The organism is Chitinophaga rhizosphaerae (genome assembly GCF_003958645.1).
Classification (GTDB): Bacteria; Bacteroidota; Bacteroidia; order Chitinophagales; family Chitinophagaceae; genus Chitinophaga; species Chitinophaga rhizosphaerae.
Map to the genome: position 1 here is coordinate 304,863 of NZ_RXLO01000002.1, position 19,253 is coordinate 324,115.

The 19,253-nt window shown below is 55.6% G+C and carries 18 protein-coding genes; 12 read left to right on the top strand and 6 right to left on the bottom strand.

Going from position 1 to position 19,253, the window contains the following annotated elements; all coding sequences use genetic code 11:
- Window positions 1–27 precede the first annotated feature (27 nt).
- Genes EJ361_RS04750 through porX form a run of 3 tightly spaced genes read right to left on the bottom strand, consistent with a single transcriptional unit; the run spans window position 28 to window position 2,736 of the window.
- Window positions 28–792, bottom strand: a complete 765-nt coding sequence (locus tag EJ361_RS04750) for an MBL fold metallo-hydrolase (RefSeq protein ID WP_126244211.1) — start codon at window positions 790–792, stop codon at window positions 28–30.
- The gene (locus tag EJ361_RS04755) at window positions 789–1,163 is read right to left on the bottom strand and encodes a hypothetical protein (protein WP_240646546.1); all 375 of its coding nucleotides are present in this window, start codon (window positions 1,161–1,163) and stop codon (window positions 789–791) included. Before EJ361_RS04755 ends, EJ361_RS04750 begins: the two co-directional genes overlap by 4 nt.
- A 19-nt stretch (window positions 1,164–1,182) precedes the next feature.
- Entirely contained in the window at window positions 1,183–2,736 is a 1,554-nt protein-coding gene (porX, locus tag EJ361_RS04760) for a T9SS response regulator signal transducer PorX (RefSeq protein ID WP_126244212.1), read from the bottom strand.
- 159 nt (window positions 2,737–2,895) lie between these two features.
- Between porX and EJ361_RS04765 the strand changes: the two genes are divergently transcribed.
- The 11 genes from EJ361_RS04765 (at window position 2,896) to EJ361_RS04815 (ending at window position 13,871) form a co-directional block, all read left to right on the top strand.
- A complete protein-coding gene (locus EJ361_RS04765) occupies window positions 2,896–4,122 on the top strand; it encodes an HD domain-containing protein (RefSeq protein WP_126244213.1) in 1,227 nt (408 codons plus the stop codon).
- A gap of 92 nt (window positions 4,123–4,214) precedes the next feature.
- Entirely contained in the window at window positions 4,215–5,270 is a 1,056-nt protein-coding gene (gene lpxD / locus EJ361_RS04770) for a UDP-3-O-(3-hydroxymyristoyl)glucosamine N-acyltransferase (RefSeq protein ID WP_126244214.1), read from the top strand.
- 30 nt (window positions 5,271–5,300) lie between these two features.
- Window positions 5,301–6,713: a bifunctional UDP-3-O-[3-hydroxymyristoyl] N-acetylglucosamine deacetylase/3-hydroxyacyl-ACP dehydratase gene (locus EJ361_RS04775; protein WP_240646547.1), complete on the top strand. Its 1,413-nt coding sequence runs from the start codon at window positions 5,301–5,303 to the stop codon at window positions 6,711–6,713.
- A 9-nt stretch (window positions 6,714–6,722) separates the two neighbouring features.
- Window positions 6,723–7,523 carry an acyl-ACP--UDP-N-acetylglucosamine O-acyltransferase gene (gene lpxA, locus EJ361_RS04780; protein WP_126244215.1) on the top strand — a complete coding sequence of 267 codons (801 nt, stop codon included), beginning with the start codon at window positions 6,723–6,725 and terminating at the stop codon, window positions 7,521–7,523.
- Window positions 7,507–8,124, top strand: a complete 618-nt coding sequence (locus EJ361_RS04785; protein ID WP_126244216.1) for an ABC transporter ATP-binding protein — start codon at window positions 7,507–7,509, stop codon at window positions 8,122–8,124. Before lpxA ends, EJ361_RS04785 begins: the two co-directional genes overlap by 17 nt.
- A 46-nt stretch (window positions 8,125–8,170) precedes the next feature.
- The gene (locus tag EJ361_RS04790) at window positions 8,171–9,502 is read left to right on the top strand and encodes an MFS transporter (RefSeq protein ID WP_126244217.1); all 1,332 of its coding nucleotides are present in this window, start codon (window positions 8,171–8,173) and stop codon (window positions 9,500–9,502) included.
- A 3-nt stretch (window positions 9,503–9,505) separates the two neighbouring features.
- Window positions 9,506–10,345, top strand: coding sequence for an MBL fold metallo-hydrolase (locus EJ361_RS04795; RefSeq protein WP_126244218.1), 840 nt, complete (start codon window positions 9,506–9,508; stop codon window positions 10,343–10,345).
- Between the two features lie 17 nt (window positions 10,346–10,362).
- On the top strand, window positions 10,363–10,812 hold the full coding sequence (locus EJ361_RS04800) for a hypothetical protein (RefSeq protein WP_126244219.1): 450 nt from the start codon (window positions 10,363–10,365) through the stop codon (window positions 10,810–10,812).
- A 42-nt stretch (window positions 10,813–10,854) separates the two neighbouring features.
- Window positions 10,855–12,429: a helicase HerA-like domain-containing protein gene (locus tag EJ361_RS04805; RefSeq protein WP_126244220.1), complete on the top strand. Its 1,575-nt coding sequence runs from the start codon at window positions 10,855–10,857 to the stop codon at window positions 12,427–12,429.
- An 18-nt stretch (window positions 12,430–12,447) separates the two neighbouring features.
- Window positions 12,448–12,819 (top strand): SdpI family protein, encoded by a 372-nt coding sequence (locus EJ361_RS04810; protein WP_126244221.1) that lies wholly within the window; start codon window positions 12,448–12,450, stop codon window positions 12,817–12,819.
- Between the two features lie 5 nt (window positions 12,820–12,824).
- Complete coding sequence (locus tag EJ361_RS04815; RefSeq protein WP_126244222.1) at window positions 12,825–13,871, top strand: Gfo/Idh/MocA family oxidoreductase; 1,047 nt, start codon at window positions 12,825–12,827, stop codon at window positions 13,869–13,871.
- A gap of 5 nt (window positions 13,872–13,876) precedes the next feature.
- On the opposite strand, the gene EJ361_RS04820 is transcribed toward EJ361_RS04815, so the two are convergent.
- Genes EJ361_RS04820 through EJ361_RS04830 form a run of 3 tightly spaced genes read right to left on the bottom strand, consistent with a single transcriptional unit; the run spans window position 13,877 to window position 18,537 of the window.
- Window positions 13,877–15,781, bottom strand: a complete 1,905-nt coding sequence (locus tag EJ361_RS04820; protein WP_126244223.1) for a RecQ family ATP-dependent DNA helicase — start codon at window positions 15,779–15,781, stop codon at window positions 13,877–13,879.
- Between the two features lie 3 nt (window positions 15,782–15,784).
- Window positions 15,785–16,390 carry a trimeric intracellular cation channel family protein gene (locus tag EJ361_RS04825; RefSeq protein WP_126244224.1) on the bottom strand — a complete coding sequence of 202 codons (606 nt, stop codon included), beginning with the start codon at window positions 16,388–16,390 and terminating at the stop codon, window positions 15,785–15,787.
- Window positions 16,391–16,428: 38 nt separating this feature from the next.
- Window positions 16,429–18,537 (bottom strand): heavy metal translocating P-type ATPase, encoded by a 2,109-nt coding sequence (locus tag EJ361_RS04830; RefSeq protein ID WP_126244225.1) that lies wholly within the window; start codon window positions 18,535–18,537, stop codon window positions 16,429–16,431.
- A gap of 245 nt (window positions 18,538–18,782) precedes the next feature.
- Here EJ361_RS04830 and tsaE point away from each other — a divergent pair, with 245 nt between their 5' ends.
- Complete coding sequence (gene tsaE, locus EJ361_RS04835; protein ID WP_126244226.1) at window positions 18,783–19,244, top strand: tRNA (adenosine(37)-N6)-threonylcarbamoyltransferase complex ATPase subunit type 1 TsaE; 462 nt, start codon at window positions 18,783–18,785, stop codon at window positions 19,242–19,244.
- The last annotated feature ends 9 nt before the right edge of the window (window positions 19,245–19,253 follow it).

The window sequence follows — 19,253 nt, forward strand, 5'->3', positions numbered from 1 at the left end:
GAGCGCCGAATGTAGTTTTTTTTTCGATCACAAATTTATTTCGAGCCCGTCAAATGCGAGGTGCATCCCTTCGGGCAACATCGGTTCCACTTCCGCATGCAACCCAAGCTGGTGGCTGATATGCGTAAATAGCACCTGCGGCACTTCCAGCTCCCGGCCCAGTTCGATGGCTTCGTCGAGCGTGAAATGGGAGATGTGTTTTTCGCGGCGGAGCGCGTTGAGCACAAGCACTTTCGACCCGCGGACCTTTTCCTTTTCTTCCGGCGCGATGAAATTGGCGTCGGTAATGTAGGTGAAGTCGCCGAAGCGGAAGCCCAGTACGGGCATTTTATGATGCAAAACGTTGACGGGCGTGAATTTCAGGCCGTTCACGAAAAACGGTTCGTTACCGATCGGCTGCAGGTTCAGTTCGGGAATACCGGGGTATTTGAAATCGGCGAACGCGTAGGAGAACTCGCGCATGATCACGTCCTGCGAATAATCCGAAGCGTAAATGTCGATGGGTTGCTGCTGGAAATAGTTGAAGGCGCGGATATCGTCCATCCCGGCGATGTGGTCTTTGTGGGAATGTGTGATGACCACGGCTTCCAGCCGCTTCACCTGTGCGCGGAGCATCTGGTAGCGGAAATCGGGCGTGGTATCGATAACGATATTGCCGGCCTTTTCGTCGGAGATGAGGATGCTGGAACGGAGGCGGTTGTCCCGCAGGTCTGAAGAGGCGCAAACGTTGCACGGACAGGCGATGACAGGCACGCCCTGCGAGGTGCCCGTACCGAGGAAGGTTACTTTCACGGCTGCGGGGTTTCCGGGTTTTCGTCAGCGGTTTCGTCTTCGGCCCCGTCTTCCCCGGCCTCGTTCTTCGACGTTTCCTCTTTGGCGGCGGCAGCGGCCATTTCGGCGCGGCTGTCGAGCACCTGGCGGTAGAGCTTCTGCGATTCCGGCGTCAGGAAGCCTTCTTCCAGGGCGATGGACGGCAGGATGTCGAGCAGGGTATTGATACGGCCTTCCACGTTCAGGAATTTGTTCACCACCACTACTTTCTTGTGTTCCAGGATGCAGTAGCCGGAGTTGAACGTTCCTTTTTCGTAGCGAATAATATATTTCGCCTCGTCAAAAATCTTCTCCAGCTTCGCCAGGTTGGCGGGGGTACTCTTCAGGTTCATATGTTCTCCCGTTGTTTAGCTATTTGCTCACCATCTTCGCCACCGGTACGATCATCTCTTCGAGCGAGATCCCGCCGTGCTGGAAGGTGTTGCGGTAATAGTTCACAAAAAAATTATAATTGTTCGGATAGCAGAGGTATCCGTCTCCACGGGCAAAGATATAAGAAGAATTGACATTCGGCCGCGGCAGCCCGGCATCTTTCGGGTCGCGGAAGGCCAGTACTTCCTTGGGGTCATAGTTCAGGTTGCGGCCGTGCTTGTATCGCAGATTGGTGGTGGTCTGCTTGTCGCCGATCACTTTCACCGGCGTTTTCACGCGCACGGAGCCATGGTCTGTAGCTATGATCAGGTTGATCTTCCTGTCCGAAATCTTCTTCAGCGCCTGGTGAAGGGGCGAATGCTCGAACCAGCTGGTGGTGATGGAACGGTAGCTCACTTCGTCGCCCGCCAGTTCTTTCAACACTTCCATTTCCGTCCGCGCATGGCTGAGCATGTCCACGAAGTTATAAACGATCACGTTCAGCGGATAGTTCAGCAGGTTGTGGATATTGTTGACGAGATGCTGCCCGTCTGCATGGTGCACCACTTTCGTATACGAGAATTTCGGGTCCATTTTGAGGCGGGCCAGCTGCGCGGCGATGAATTTCTCTTCGTGGAGGTTTTTGCCGCCTTCTTCGTCGTCGTTCTTCCATTCATCGGGGAATTTCGCTTCGATGTCTATCGGCAGCATGCCGGCAAAAATGGCGTTGCGGGCATATTGGGTGGATGTGGGGAGGATGCTGTAAAAGGTGTCTTCCTCCACCACCCGGAACGATTCGGAGAAGATGGGCTGGATGGCTTTCCACTGGTCGTACCGGAGGTTATCGATGAGGATGAAGAAGTTGGGGACGGAAGGGTCGAGCAGGGGAAGCACTTTCTTCGAGAAGAGGGTGTGGCTCATGATGGGCGCGTTTTTGGCGCCGGGGGCCACCCAATCCGCATAATTCCGGGCGATGAATTTGGCGAACTCGGTGTTGGCTTCGGATTTCTGGGACTGCAGCACTTCCAGCATTTCGGGCGAGTCGGATTTCGCCATTTCCATTTCCCAATACACGAGTTTTTTGTAGATATCGGCCCATTCTTCGTGGTTCGGATTATCGTTAAGGGCCATGAACAGCGTCCGGAACTGTTGCTGGTAGGCCGTTGTGGTCTTTTCCGCCACGAGGCGCTTGTTGTCGATGATTTTCTTGAGCGACAGCAATACCTGGTTGGGGTTGACGGGTTTGATGAGGTAATCGGTGATCTGGGAACCGATGGCCTCGTCCATAACGTTTTCCGCCTCGTTCTTCGTGATCATGACCACGGGGATCTGCTGGTTGATTTCCTTGATCTTCCCGAGGGTTTCGAGGCCGGTGATGCCGGGCATCGACTCGTCGAGCAGCACCACGTCCACGATATTGTCACGGAGGAATTCCAGCGCGTCGTACCCGTTGGTGAGTGCGGAAACGTGGTATCCTTTATTTTCCAGGAAGATGATCTGCGATTTGAGGGAATCGATCTCATCGTCCACCCAGAGTATGTTGATTTGATTCATGTATACGAATTACGAATTTATTTAGAATATATTGGCAAATATTTAGATACGGTCAAAAATCGTACCCATGCGGTGTAAAAACGCCGGGGCGCGGCTTTCCCTACAGCAAAAGTTAGCGCGGATGGCGTAGATTTGTACCGATCGATATAAAATGACCGAATGACTGACCGAAAACGCAAGATTGTGAACGACCCGGTGTATGGGTTTATAACAATCGATCATCCATTGATATTCAGCCTCCTGTCGCACCCCTACTACCAGCGGTTGCGGCGGATCCACCAGATGGCGCTGGCGCACCTGGTGTACCCGGGCGCCATGCATACCCGTTTCCATCACAGTATGGGCGCATATCACCTGATGAGCTGTGCGCTGGCGGAATTGAAGGGAAAGGGGGTGGAAATATCGGAAGAGGAGGAAGTGGCCGCGAAAATGGCCATATTATTGCATGATGTGGGGCATGGGCCATATTCCCATGCGCTGGAGCATACGCTGGTGGAAGGTGTTTCCCACGAGGAGATTTCCCAACTGCTCATGCAGACCCTTAACCGGGAGATGGACGGCGCGCTGGACCTGACTTTGGATATTTTTAACGACCGGTATCATAAAAAATTCCTGCATCAATTGGTTTCCAGCCAGTTAGACGTAGACCGGATGGATTACCTGAGCCGAGACAGCTTTTATACGGGCGTTTCGGAAGGGGTGATCTCGTACGACAGGATCATCAAGATGCTGACGGTGGCCGGCGGGGAGCTGATGGTGGAGGAAAAAGGGATTTATTCCATCGAGAAGTTCATTGTGGCGAGGCGGCTCATGTACTGGCAGGTGTACCTGCATAAAACGGTGCTGAGCGCGGAAAACATGCTGGTGCGCGTGCTGATGCGGGCCAAGGTGCTCGCGGGGCAGGGCGTGGAGCTGTTCGGTTCCCCCGCGCTGCGGTACTTCCTGTACGGGCGGGTGGGGCGCCAGGAGTTTGAGCGCGATCCCGAAGTGCTGGCGCAGTTCTGCCTGCTGGACGATTACGACATCATGGGCGCCATAAAAGTGTGGGCGGGGCATGAAGACAAGACGCTGGGCACGCTGTGCCGGTGGCTCGTGAACCGCCAACTTTTCAAGGTTACGCTGCGGAACGACCCGTTCAGCGCGGCCGAAGTGGCCGGGCTGCGGGAAAAAGCGATGCAGGAGCTGGGGCTTTCCGCAACGGAAGCGGAATATTTCGTGTTCACCGATGCGGCCAGCCTCAAGGCGTATGATGCTGAAGATGAAAAGATTAACATATTATATAAGGACGGCAACGTGCGGGATATTTCATCCATCGACAATGCCCTTGTATCGCATACTTTGGCAAGACCGATAAAAAAATTCTACATTTGTCATCCAAAATTCTAGGCTAACAACGTTTTACATGAACTTAACATGTTAGTGAATACGGTAATATTATCCGGAGGCGGCCTGGAAGGTAACATTTCAACATTATAACTATGCAATTCAGCGCATTACAGCTGGCTACCATACTGAACGGTAAGCTGGAGGGGGACCCGGAAGTGAAAGTGCACAATATCGCCAAAATAGAAGAGGCAGGGGACGGCATGTTAAGTTTTATCGCCAATCCCAAGTACGAAGAATTCATTTACACCACGCAGGCATCCATCCTCATCGTGAATGATACCCTGGAGATCGACCGGCCCGTGAAGCCCACGCTCATCCGTGTGAAAGATGCATATAGCTCCTTCGCGCTGTTGCTGGAGAAATACCAGCAACTGACGGGTGCGGGCAACAAAACCGGCATCCAGCAGCCTTCCCACGTTCCGGCCACCGTAAAAATGGGCACCGGCGTGTTCATCGGCGCTTTCGCATATCTTGGCGAGAACGTGCAACTGGGCGATAACGTGAAGATCTACCCCGGCGTGTACCTGGGAGACAATGTGAAGATCGGTTCCGGCTCCGTACTGTACCCCGGCGTGAAAGTGTACGACCATTGCGTGTTGGGCAACCGCGTGATCCTCCATGCCGGCTGCGTGATCGGCGGAGACGGGTTCGGGTTTGCGCCGCAGGCAGACGGCTCGTATAAAAAAGTGCCCCAGGTGGGCAACGTGGTGATCCACGACGATGTGGAGATCGGTGCGAATACGACCATCGACCGGGCCACCATGGGCTCCACCGTGATCCTTTCCGGCGTGAAGCTCGATAACCTCATCCAGATCGCCCACAACGTGGAAATCGGCCAGAATACCGTGATCGCGGCGCAATCGGGCATTTCCGGCAGCACCAAGATCGGGCGGAACTGCGTGATCGGCGGGCAGGTAGGCATCGTCGGGCATATCCAGATCGCAGACGGCACCCGGATCAACGCACAAAGCGGATTATCGAAATCCATCAGCACGCCCAATACCGCCCTTACCGGCTCCCCGGCGTACGATTATAAAAGTTCACTGAAAAGTCAGGCAATTTTTAGAAATTTGCCGGAATTGGAAAAGCGGGTCAAAGAGCTGGAAGAAATGGTGAAGCAACTGCTGGCGGAAAAAGCCGGCGTGTAATTAAAAAAAGAAACTGAATACGTAGCTATAATGATGGACACTCAGCAACAGAACCAGCAGACCCTGAAAGGTCCCGTGACCATTTCTGGTGTTGGTTTGCATACAGGAGCGCATGTGAACATGACCCTCAAGCCGGCAATGCCCGGTTTCGGCATCAAATTCCAACGCATCGATCTGCCGGACCAGCCAATCGTTAAAGCGGATGTGGACTATGTAGTGGATACCGCCCGCGGCACCACGCTCGAGCATAACGGTGCCCGCGTAAGCACCGTGGAACACATCCTCGCCGCGCTCGTAGGCATGGGGGTAGACAACGTACTGATCGAGCTGAACGGACCGGAAATCCCCATCATGGACGGTTCTTCCATCCCTTTCATCGACCTTATCGAAGAAGTGGGCATCCAGGAACAGGAAGCCAAAAAGATCTGGTATTCCATCGACACCAATATCAACTATTACGATGAAGTGAAGAAAGTGGAAATGTCTGCCCTTCCGGCGCCGGATTACCGCATCACTACGCTCATCGACTTCAATTCTCCCGTGCTCGGTACCCAGCACGCCAACCTGAAAAGCCTGGCCGATTTCAAGAAAGACATCGCGCCGTGCCGTACTTTCGTGTTCCTGCACGAGCTGGAATACCTGCTGGCCAACAACCTCATCAAAGGGGGAGACATCAATAACGCCATCGTGGTGGTAGACCGCGCCGTGAGCGAAGAAGAGCTGAACAGGCTCGCCAAGGCTTTCGACCGTGCGGAAATCTCCGTTCACCAGCGCGAAGGCATCCTCAATAACGCACAGCTTCACTTCCCCAACGAACCCGCGCGCCACAAGCTGCTCGATATCGTGGGAGACCTCGCCCTGATCGGCTACCCCATCAAGGCGCATATCATCGCCAACCGTCCCGGGCACGCTTCCAATGTGGAGTTTGCCCGAAAGATCAAGGCGTATATCAAGAAGAACAAGCATAACCGCGACGTTCCCATCTACGATCCCAACCAACCGGCGATCTACGACATCAACCGCATCGTGAAAACCATGCCGCACCGTTACCCGATGCTGCTGGTAGACAAGATCATCGAACTGAGCGATACGCTGGTGGTGGGCATCAAGAACGTCACCTTCAACGAGCAGATCTTCCAGGGGCACTTCCCCAACAACCCGGTAATGCCCGGCGTACTGATCTGCGAAGCCCTGGCCCAGGTAGGCGGCATCCTCGCCCTCAACCCGAAACCGGACCCGGAAAATTACGATACCTATTTCCTCAAGATCGATAATTGCAAATTCAAGCAAAAAGTGATGCCCGGAGATACCATGGTACTGAAAATGGAGCTGCTCAGCCCCATCCGCAGAGGCCTGGTGGAAATGCGCGGAACCGCCTTCGTCGGCAATAAAGTAGCGGCGGAAGCAGACATGGTTGCTCAAATTGTAAAACGCGAAGGATAAAATAACAGCATGATTCACCCGCTCACATACATCCACCCGGACGCCAAAGTTGCGCCCAATGTAAAAATCGATCCTTTTACCGTTATTCATAAAAATGTCGAGATCGGAGAAGGCACCTGGATCGGTTCCAATGTGACCGTCATGGAAGGTGCCCGCATCGGCAAAAACTGCCGCATCTTTCCCGGAGCGGTGATCGCCGGCATTCCGCAGGACCTCAAATTCGAAGGCGAGGACACCATCGTGGAAATCGGCAACAACACCACCATTCGCGAGTATGTGACCGTTAACAGGGGCACCAAAGACCGCTGGAAAACATCCATCGGCAATAACTGCCTCATCATGGCCTATAGCCACATCGCGCACGATTGCATCATCGGCAACAACTGCGTGTTCTCCAACAACACCACCCTCGCCGGGCACATCACCATCGGCGATCACGTGGTACTGGCGGGCATGGTAGCCGTTCAGCAGTTCTGCAAAGTGGGCAACCACGCCTTCGTGACCGGCGGCTCCCTCGTCCGTAAAGACGTGCCGCCCTACGTAAAAGCCGCCCGCGAACCGCTGTCGTACGTCGGCGTCAATTCCATCGGGCTCAAGCGCAGAGGATTCTCGCTGGACAAGATCAACCACATCCTGGACATCTACCGCATCCTCTTCGTGAAAGGCAACAATATTTCCAAAGCCATCCGCATCATCGAAGCCGAATTCCCCGCCACGGACGAAAGGGACGAAATCCTTTCCTTCATCCGCGACTCCGGCCGCGGCATCATGAGAGGATACAGCACCCGGGCGAATGACGATCTCGCTTAACCAGGTCGGAAAACGGTATAACCACGACTGGATCTTCCGTCGTTGCACCCATACTTTCTCCGGCACGGGCGGCTCCGCCATCCTCGGGCCCAACGGCTCCGGCAAAAGTACCCTGCTGCAGATCATCAGCGGCCATCACCATCACAGTGAAGGCAAACTGGAATACTTCTTCAACGATCAACTGCTCCCGCAAGACCAGTTCTTCCGCCATTGCGCCATCGTAGCTCCCTACCTGGAAGTGGTGGAAGAACTGACCCTGCAGGAATGCTTCGAATTCCATCTTCAGTTCAAAACCTTCCTGCCCGGCTTCAAACCCCGGGAAATCGCCGGCATCGTGGGCCTCGACGCCGCCTGGCACAAACAGGTAAGACACTTCTCTTCCGGCATGAAACAGCGCGCCCGCCTCGCACTTGCCATCTTCTCCGACGTCCGCGTTTTACTGCTCGACGAGCCCTGCACCAACCTCGACGCCGCCGGCATCAGCCTCTACCAGCAGCTGATCCGCGAATACGGCGGCAACCGACTTATCATCGTTTCCTCCAACGACCCCGCCGAATACAGCTTTTGCCAGGAACAAATCCGGATCAGCGACTACAAGTAATAATTTGTACTTTCAGGGCGTCATTGTGAATGATTAAATTCTCCCTATGAGCATTCCGAATAAAAAAGTCGTGAACGGATGGGCCATGTATGACTGGGCCAATTCCGTGTATAATCTCGTGATCACGACCACTTTTTTCCCGCTTTACTTTATTTCCATCACCAACGCCGAATTCGGCGGCGACGTGGTCGATTTTTTCGGCTGGAAACTGAAGAACTCCGTGCTGTATGACTATGCACTCGCCTTCGCCTATCTCCTCATCGCGTTCGCCATGCCCATCCTCGGTTCCATCGCGGATACCCGTGGCAATAAAAAGAACTTCCTCCGTTTTTTCACGTATCTCGGCGGCCTTTCCTGCATGGCGTTTTTCACCTTTACCACGAATTCCTCGCTCGAGCTGGCGGTACTCTATTTCGTACTGGCCACGGTGGGGTATTGCGGCGGACTGGTGTTCTACAACTCGTACCTGCCCGAAATTGCGCCGGTTGAACTGCGCGACCGGGTTTCGGCGCGCGGATACTCGTTCGGGTACATCGGCAGCGTGCTCCTCCAGATCGTAGGATTTGCACTGGTATTGGGTTTCGATGCCATGAAGCTCTCCGGGGACCTCGCCCCCAGGATCACTTTCCTCCTCGTAGGCTGCTGGTGGATCGGGTTCGCGCAAATCCCGTTCGTCCGCCTCCCCAAATCACAACCTTCCATCGAAGCGCATAAAGGAAGCGTGTTATCCGACGGGTTTGCGGAATTGAAGAAAGTCTTCGCGCAGGTGCGCCGGATGCCGGTGCTGAAGCGCTTTCTCAGGGGGTTTTTCTTTTACTCCATGGGCGTGCAGACCGTCATGATGGTAGCCACGATCTTCGGACTGAAGGAACTCAAAATGCCGCAGACCAACCTCATCGGCTGCGTAGTGATCATCCAGCTGGTGGCGGTGCTCGGCGCCTGGGGCATGGCAAGGCTGTCCGAGCGGTACGGCAACTTCCGCATCATCATGCTCACGGTATTGCTGTGGATCGGCATCTGCCTGGCCGCGTATTTCATGACTACGCAGTCCCAGTTCTATTTCCTCGCCGTAGGTGTGGGGCTCGTAATGGGCGGGATTCAATCGCTGAGCCGTTCAACGTATGCCAAACTGATCCCTGAAACGAGAGATACCGCGTCCTTCTTCAGCTATTACGACGTCACGGAAAAAATCTCCATCGTGATCGGCCTGTTCAGTTTCGGGTATATCGAGCACCTGACCGGCGATATGCGGACGTCCGTACTCGTTTTGACGGGCTTCTTCGTGATCGGGCTCCTTTGGGTTTTCTCCGCCTTGCAGAAACAACGTAGCTTAGCAGCAGCGGAAAAATCCGCGGCTTATGAAACCGAAACCATCTAACACATGAAATTACACACGATCAATACCGGCCTTTTCAAACTCGACGGCGGCGCCATGTTCGGCGTCGTCCCCAAGAGCATCTGGAACAAACTCAACCCGGCAGACGATAACAATATGTGCTCCTGGGCCATGCGATGCATGCTCGTGGAAGACGGCAACCGGCTCGTGCTCATCGATAACGGCATCGGCAACAAACAGGACGCCAAATTCTTCTCCCATTACTATCTGCATGGAGACGATACGCTCGACAAATCGCTGGCCGCACTGGGCTTCCATCGCAACGATATCACCGACGTTTTCCTCACCCACCTGCACTTCGACCATTGCGGCGGCAGCATCGAGCGCGAGGGCGACAAGCTCGTGCCCGCATTCAGGAACGCCACGTACTGGAGCAACGAAGCCCACTGGAAATGGGCGACGGAACCGAACGACCGCGAAAAAGCCTCGTTCCTCCGAGACAACATCCTCCCCATTCAGCAAAGCGGCCAGCTCAAATTCATCGACCAGCAGGACGGGATCGCATTCACCGACCACATCCGGGTGCGTTTCGCCTACGGCCACACCGATGCCATGATGCTCCCCGAAATCCGGTACAACGGGCATACGATCGTTTACATGGCCGACCTGCTGCCTTCCACCGCCCATATTCCCCTCCCCTACGTGATGGCGTACGACATGTTCCCGCTTACCACGCTGGAGGAGAAAAAACGCTTCCTCATGGAAGCCAACGAGCGCAATTACGTGCTCTATTTCGAGCACGACCCCGTGGTCGAATGCTGCACGCTCCAAAGCACCGAAAAAGGGATCCGCGCGCAGGAAACCTTCCCGCTCAGCAACCTTTAACCGTTAAACCGAAACATATGCATAAGAACATCTTACGTACGCTGCCCGTTGCCGCAGCCCTTTTCCTCACCGCATGCCAGGGCGGGAACACGAATTCGCAAGACGCTACCGCGGTGCAGGACTCCCTCGCCATCGATTCCCTCAGCACCGAAGTGATGGCCATTCACGACGAAGGCATGGCCAAGATGATGGTCATCCGCCGCCTGCGCACCCGCGTCGCCGAAGTCACCGACTCCCTCGGCAAAGCCAAGGCAGACACCGCAGTTTACCACTCCGCCGGGGCCCTGCTCGACAGTGCCAACAGCGCCATGAACGCCTGGATGCACGGGTACGATATGGAACTGGCCGACAAAGACAACGCACAGAAAAAGGCCTACCTCGAATCCGAGAAAAAGAAAATCAGCGAAGTGAAAGACCTCATGCTCAAAAGCATCGACGGCGCCAAAGCTTTGCTGAACGAACAATAAAAACGATCCATCAAACCGCTATCTTCACGAAAACCGATCGCTATGTCCAAGCAGGAAGATTTCTTACAATACATCAACAACGGATACACGTTCAAGGGAGAACATTTCAAACTGGGCTGCGCCATGCTCGACGGTGAGGTGATCGCCGGGGCAGACGTGTACCTTCCCCTCAAAACCCTCAACCGGCACGGCCTCATCGCCGGCGCCACCGGTACCGGTAAAACCAAGACCCTCCAGGTGATCGCCGAAGGCCTCAGCGACGCCAGCGTGCCTGTGCTGATGATGGACATCAAGGGTGACCTCAGCGGCATCGCCGCCCCTGGCACCTCCAACGCAAAGATAGCGGAGCGGTATGCCAAGATCGGCGGAACATGGACACCGTCTGGCTACCCCGTGGAACTCCTCACCCTCAGCCACGAAAAAGGCGCGCGCCTCCGGGCCACCGTCAGCGAATTCGGGCCCGTGCTCCTGTCCAAAATACTGGAGCTGAACGATACGCAAGCGGGGCTCGTGGCCATGATCTTCAAGTATTGCGACGATAATAAACTGCCGCTGCTCGACCTCAAAGACTTCAAGAAAGTGCTGCAGTTCGTGAGCGACGAAGGCAAGAAGGAACTGGAAAAAGACTATGGCAAGATTTCCACCACTTCCACCGGCACCATCCTCCGGAAAGTCATCGAACTGGAGCAGCAGGGCGCTACGGTGTTCTTCGGCGAAAAATCGTTCGAGGTAGACGATCTCATGCACATCGGGGACGACGGGCGGGGAATGATCTCCATCGTTCGCGTGGCCGACATCCAGGACCGCCCGAAACTCTTTTCCACCTTCATGCTCAGCCTGCTGGCCGAACTGTACGCCACGCTCCCGGAAGAAGGCGATATGGAAAAGCCGAAGCTCGTCATGTTCATCGACGAGGCGCACCTGATTTTCCAGGAAGCCAGCGATGCGCTGCTGCAACAGATCGAAACGATCGTGAAGCTCATCCGCTCCAAAGGCGTCGGTATTTTCTTCTGCACCCAAAACCCCATGGACGTTCCGGCTTCCGTATTGGGACAATTGGGCCTGAAGGTACAGCACGCCCTGCGCGCGTTCACCGCCAACGACCGTAAAACGATCAAGCAGACGGCGGAAAACTACCCGTTGTCGGATTTCTATAAAACCGATGAACTGCTCACGCAGATCGGGATCGGCGAAGCACTGGTGACCTGCCTCAGCGAAAAAGGCACGCCTACACCGCTGGCCGCCACCATGCTCACTTCCCCCCGTTCCAGGATGGATATACTGAGCGATGGGGAGATAGACGACCTGGTGGCCAAATCCAAACTGGTACGGAAATATAACCAGGAGATCGACAGCCAAAGCGCTTACGAAATCCTCACCGCCAAGTTGGAAGAAGCCGCCGAAAAAGCGGCTGAACAGGCGAAGGAGGAAGCGGAATCCAAACCCGCTGCAAGAGGCCGCCAGAAAGAAGAAAAAGGCCTGCTGGAATCGGTGCTGACCAGCTCCGCCGCGAAACAGGCCGGCCGCACTGCCGCCAATATCATCACGAGAAGCTTGCTGGGCGCGTTGGGACTGGGCGGTAGAAGCAGCAAGAAGAAAGGGACCAGCTGGTTTTAAGTTCAACAATATTGCGCCATGGTACTGATTATCTTGCTGATCGGAACGATTTTTACGATGATGGGATGGATTTTCGGAAAGTTCCCTCCGAAAAACATCAATCCCATCTACGGCTACCGCTCGCCTCGCTCGAAAAAATCACAGGCGGCGTGGGATGCGTCGCAAATTTACTCCGCCCGGATCATGCGCAACACCGGCATCGGCATCCTTGCCCTCAGCATCCCCGTGTGGCTCACCAGCGGCATGGAACTGCGATACGTCCCCGAAGTCTGGATCATCGTGTTGCCGTTGCTTTTCAGCGTGGTGCCGGCGGTGATCATTATCCTGCAGACGGAAAATTTTCTGAAGAAAAATTTCGATAACAGCGGCAATCCAATAAAAAACAATTAAAAGATATGTCAACACCCATCAAAACCGGTCTTTGCTCCTACGGCCACAGCGGATACGCATTCCATGCGCCGTTCCTCCACGTGCATCCCGGCTTCGAGCTGACGGCGGTGACCGAACGCTCCAAACACCTCGCGCAGCAACGATATCCTTCCGTAAAAATCTACCCGGACGTGATGAGCATGATCGGCGACCCCTCACTGGAACTCATCATCGTCAACACACCCAACTATTCCCACTACGAATACACCAAAGCCGCGCTCCTCGCGGGCAAGCACGTGGTAGTGGAGAAGCCGTTCACCGTTACTTCCGCCGAAGGCGAAGAACTGATCGAACTGGCCAAAAAACAACAGAAACTCATCATCGTATATCAAAACCGCCGCTACGACAGCGATTACAAAATCGTTCGCCGGGTGGTGGAAGAAGGGCTCATCGGCGATGTACTGGAAGTGGAATTCCACTACGACCGGTTCAAGGAAGAACTGAGCTATAAAAAACACAAGGAAGCCGCTTCGCCCGGTACCGGCGTATTGTACGATCTCGGGTCGCACCTGATCGACCAGGCGCTGACCATTTTCGGCATGCCCGAAGCCGTGTTCGGCGACGTGCGCATCATCCGCCGGGAATCCGTGGTAGACGATTATTTCGAATTGCTGTTGTACTATCCTTCGCTGCGGGTGCGCCTCAAATCGAGCTACCTCGTGAAAGAAGCCCTCCCCGCCTACATCCTGCACGGCCGCAAAGGCTCTTTCATCAAAAGCAAGTCAGACATCCAGGAAGCGCTGCTCATGAAAGGCGTGCTGCCCGATACGCCCGACTGGGGCGCGGAAGCACCGGCAGAATGGGGCCTGCTCCACACCGAGAAAGACGGTAAAACGGTGAAGGAATTCCTGCCCGGCGGCAACGGCAACTATCTTGATTTCTATAAAGGCGTGTACGGCGCCATCCGCGAAGGCAAACCCAATCCCGTTACGCCCGAAGAAGGCCTGAACGTGGTGAAGGTGATCGAAGCGGGTTTCCGCAGCAGTGCAGAACGCCGTGTTGTGACGTTATAATTTTTTCAGGGCTTCGCCGCGAAGAGCAACCCGTCTCTATCGCGCAAGACGCAGCCTTCGGCGATGAGGAATTGCAGGGTATCCAGTATCCTGCTTTCCTCCGCGTCGAGCTTTTGCATGAGGTTTTGCATGCTCGACTTTTCATTGAGCGCGGCCAGGATGGCTTTCGCCAGCTCTCCGAACTCCCCGGCCTTCAGTTTCCCCCGGTCTTCCTTCACGCAGACATCGCAAACGCCGCATCTTTCGGCGTCCTTTTCCCCAAAATACCCCACCAGCTGGCGCGTGCGGCAAACTTCCGCGTTTTGCGCATACTTCGTGATGGCGTTGATCTTCGCTTCCATGATCTTTTTCCGCTGCGCGAGGCGCTCCATATCGATGCGGAGCTGCTGCGCCCGGGGGCGCTCCTGGAGGAACGACAACTGTGGACTGTCTTTCCGCGGATGATATCTGACCACGGCCTGGCGGTGCAATTGTTTGAGGTTGTCCACGATCTCGTCTTCCGTGCAATTAAGGATGCGCGCTAGCTGTTTTTCGAAGATGGGGACGGGCATATCGAGAATTCCCTGGTAGGTGCGCAGAAGGGATTTGATGAGTTGATCGAGGCGTTCATTGATGTTTTCATATTCGAAAAGCGTTTCGCGGTTGGTGATGATTTCCGCTTTGGAGGGCATGTACACGCTTTCGCTGAGTTGCCAGACGCCTTCCTGCTCGATGATCCTGATGGCGCTGTGGGCCACGGTGACGTTGAGCTTGAACCGCTGTACGAATTCATTGAAATCGAAATCGAAATATACACCTTCCACGCCGCCGGCGGGCGCCTGCAGGTAGTTCACCACGGCCTGGAACACTTCGCGGATGGTGTCGAGGTCGGGGAATTGCAGTTCGAGGCGGGCTTTCATCTGCTCCAGGTCGTTTTGCGTGTAAAGCAGTATGGCGTAGGCTTTCTGCTCGTCGCGCCCCGCGCGGCCCGCTTCCTGGTAATAGGCTTCTATGCTGTCGGGCACGTCGGCATGTACCACGAGGCGGACGTCGGGTTTATCGATCCCCATCCCGAATGCGTTCGTGCAAACGATGACGCGGGTTTCGCCCTTGATCCAAGCGGATTGGCGGGCGTTGCGTTCCTCGTTCGGAAGGCCGGCGTGGTAATAGTTCGCCGAAATCCCCTGGGCCTGGAGCAGCCCTGCCAGCTCCTGCGTCTGGCGGCGGTTGCGGCAATAGACCACCGCGGTGCCGGGCACCCTGTCGAGGATGGCGCGGATGCGGGCGGGCTTGCTTTCCTCTTCCAGCACACTGTAGGAAAGGTTGGGCCGCGCGAAAGATTTGATGTAGATATTCGGTGCGCGCAGTTGCAGCTGTACACAGATATCTTTCTGAACGGCGGGCGTGGCGGTAGCGGTGAGCGCGAGGATAGGCGCGTTGGGGAATTGATCGCGGATCGTGGCGATCTGCAGATAAGCCGGCCGGAAATCGTACCCCCACTGCGAAATGCAATGCGCTTCATCCACCGCTATCAGCGTCACGGGCAATACTTCGCAGTACCACAGGAACCGGCGGCTCTGGAGCCTTTCCGGCGAAACGTAGAGGAATTTGATGTCTCCTTCCCGCGCCATCGCCAATACTTTTTCCACATCCTTCCCCATCATGCCCGCATAAATAGCGAACGCCGGAATGCCGCGCTTGTTCAGGTTCTCCACCTGGTCTTTCATCAGCGCGATGAGCGGCGTCACCACGAGGCAAAGCCCCTCGCGCATCATGGCAGGCACCTGGAAGCAGATCGACTTCCCGCCGCCCGTAGGCAGCAGCGCCAGCGTATCTTTCCCCGATGCCACCGCCTCCACGATTTCCTTTTGCATGGGGCGGAAACCGGAATATCCCCAGTATTGCTGTAATATTTGCTGTGCCGTAGACATGTGTTATTTCTTCTCCAAATAAGGCAAAGACCAGCCTTTGCGCAAAGCCGTCAACCGGATCGCGATCACAAGAATAATGCTGGCTACCATGTTCCAGTCCTGATCCACACCGAAGTGCCGCAGCCCGATGTACAGCGCGGCGCCGGCGAGGCAGGCGGTTGCGTAAATCTGGCGGCTGAAGATCAGCGGGATTTCGTTCACCATCATATCGCGGATCACCCCGCCGAAAATGGCCGAAATCATCCCCAGAATCACCGCCGCCCAGGGATGCACCCCAAATGCCAATGCCTTCTGCAAGCCGATCACGGTATAAAAACCGATCCCCAGCGTGTCGAACAAAAAGAGGGACCGCCGGTATTTCAGGAACCGCGCACGGAACAAAATGGTCACGATCACACCGAGAATGATGGCGATCACATACCGGGAATCATTCACCCACACCGGCCGCGTGCCCAGGATCAGGTCGCGCATCGTGCCGCCGCCGATGGAAGTAACGAACGCAGTGAAGCTCACCCCGAATATGTCGTGGTACATCTTTTTGTCCCAAGCCGCCAGCGCGCCGGATATGGCGAACACGAAGGTGCCGATGAGGTCTAACCAGTATATCATTCACGAACGGATTTCGATATACGAATTAACGACAAATTTTAATGGCTTACACGCTTGAAACGAAGTCGCACGGAATTGATGGCCAGCACTACGTCCGACAGGCCCATTACCAGCGCGCCCACGATCGGGTTCAGGAAACCGAGCGCCGCCACAGGAATGGCCACCACGTTGTAAATAAAGGCCCAGAAAAGGTTTTGCTTAATGGTAAGATAGGTATGTTTGCCCAGCCCCATGGCGAGCGGCAGCGCAGCGAGGTGGTTGTTGAGGAGGATCACGTTCGCGCTCTGCATGGCCACCTGCGTGGAATCGGAAAGCGATACGCCAATGGTCGCCTTCGCCAGCGCCGGCGCATCGTTGATACCGTCGCCCACCATGGCCGTTGGGGCATCTTGCATGAGCGCGTCTATTCTTTCGAGCTTCTGTTTGGGCGACTGCTCGGCGAACCACGCGTCCATCCCCAGTTCTTCCGCCATTTCGCGGCATTTGCGGGCAGTGTCGCCACTGAGGAGGATGGTTTTAATACCGGCGGAATGAAGACTGCCGATGACGGTTTTCGCTTCGGGGCGCAGCTCGTCGGTAAAGTTGAGCCAGCCGGCCAGGGCGCCGTTCTTCAGGAGATAGATATTATGGGAATCGTCTGTAGTGAGGTCTTTCGCGAGGAGGAACGATCCCAGTTTCCATTCGTTCCCGTCTTTATCGCTGGCTTGCATACCAAGGCCTTTTATTTCGCGGACCTGCCGGAGGGTGGTTTCCGGCGTGCCTTTCCACGCGGCGGTGATCGACCGGGCGATGGGGTGGGAAGAATATTTTTCGAGGCTGAATACGAGGGAACGGAAAGTAGCTTCATCGATGCCGGTGGCTTGCCATTGGCCGATGCGGAGCTTCCCGGTGGTGAGGGTGCCGGTTTTATCGAACACGATCTGGCGGATGTTGCGGAACTGTTCGAGCGTATGGGCGCCTTTGATGAGAATGCCGTTTCGCGCGGCCCTTCCCAGGCCCACCATCACAGCCGCCGGCGTGGCGAGCCCCATGGCGCAGGGGCATGCGATGACCAGCACGGCGATCGCCCGCATCATGGCCACCTGCAATGGCGTTCCGCCGATAATATACCAGCCCAGGAACGTCAGCAGCGCGATCCCCAGCACCAGGGGCACAAAAATGGCGCTGATCCTGTCTGCCAGCTTCTGCATCGGCGGCTTGTTGCCCTGTGCCTGCTTCACAAGGTCGATGATGTAAGACAGCACGGTATCTTTCCCCGTAGCCGTGATAAATATCTTGATGGAACCGTCTTCCAGGATGGTCCCCCCGATCACTTTATCCTTTTCCTGCTTGCCGACCGGCGCGCTTTCCCCTGTGATCATGGATTCGTTGACGTGGCCGGAGCCCCAGTAAATGGTGCCGTCCATGGGGATTTTATCGCCCGTGTTGACGAGCACGCGGTCGCCGGTGCGCAGGGCGCCGTTATCCACTTCGTCTACATGTTCCTCGCCGTTTTCATGCACATGCAGCCGGCGGGCGGTGGTATGCTGGAGCCTGGCCAGTTCGGCGATGGCGGTGGTAGTGGATTTGACGGAACGTTCTTCGAGGAGGTTGCCGAGGAACACGAGGGTGAGGATGGCGGCGGTGGTTTCGAAAAAGAGGTAATTCTCTCCCAGGCCCTGCAACGCCCCGATAAGGCTGTAAGCGAAGGCGGCCGTGGCACCCAGCGTCACCAGCACGTCCATATTCGCTACGCCGTTGCGCAGGGAGCGGAACGCGCTTTTCCCGAAATGCGCCATACCGGCGAGGTACACCGGGAGCGTAAGCGCCAGTTGCACCCAGGGGTTATGCAGCCAGTGCCAGTTTACCCACATGTGCAGGAGCAGCGGGGCGGTGAATATGGCGCAGAAAATGAATTTGAAGGTGAGGGAGGTATGGAAAGGCCGCTGTTGCGCCTCGGCGCCGGGGAGTACCACTTCGTACCCGAGCCCGTTGATGCCGTTGATGATTTCGTTGGCGCTGGCGCCTTCGGGGAGGTTGAAGCGCAACTCTTCCGTGGCCACGCTGATCGCCACATCTTCCATGCCTTTATTTTCGAGGAATTTGGAGATGGTGAGCGCGCAGCTGGAGCAGTTCATGCCTTTTACCTTGCAACTGATCGTTTCCATATGGAACAAAATTACCGCCGGAGCCCCGCAAACCCATGGATTTTTAATGCAACAGCGGTGCTTTTTCGGCCGGGCGGCCGGCGATCCCGGGCGCCGATGCTGCATTTGGCCGTACGGCGGGAATTATTGCAACACCGGTGCTTTTCCGCCGCCTGTTCCGCCGTCAAAACCCCTGAAAACGGCATAAAACGGCCGTAAATGCGCGGGAATTGCTAAATTTAGGCTTTGATAAGGGATAGACACGTATGAAATTGATTTTCTCACTGGATGAATTACAGGATGCGGCCCGGCAACTTTGGGCCAATTACCCGAAAGCACGCGTTTTCGCGTTCAACGGCGATATGGGGGCGGGTAAAACCACCTTCATCAAAGCGCTTTGCGCCGCCAAAGGCGTAAACGGCACCACCGCAAGCCCCACTTTTTCCATCATCAACGAATACCGGTTCAAAAACGGCGACGGGCAGGACAGGATCATCTACCACCTCGACCTCTACCGCCTCAAAAACCTGGAAGAAGCCGTGGAAGCCGGCGTGGAGGATTGTCTCTACCACCCTTCCGCCGTGTCTTTCGTGGAATGGCCGGATGTGGTGAGCGACATCCTCCCGGCAGATACCGTTCATATCTTCCTGTCCGTCACCCCGGGCCAGCAACGCCAGCTGGTGGCCGGTTCCGCCCATCCGGGGGAATTCAGGCCTTCCCTGCAATAATAAACGTAA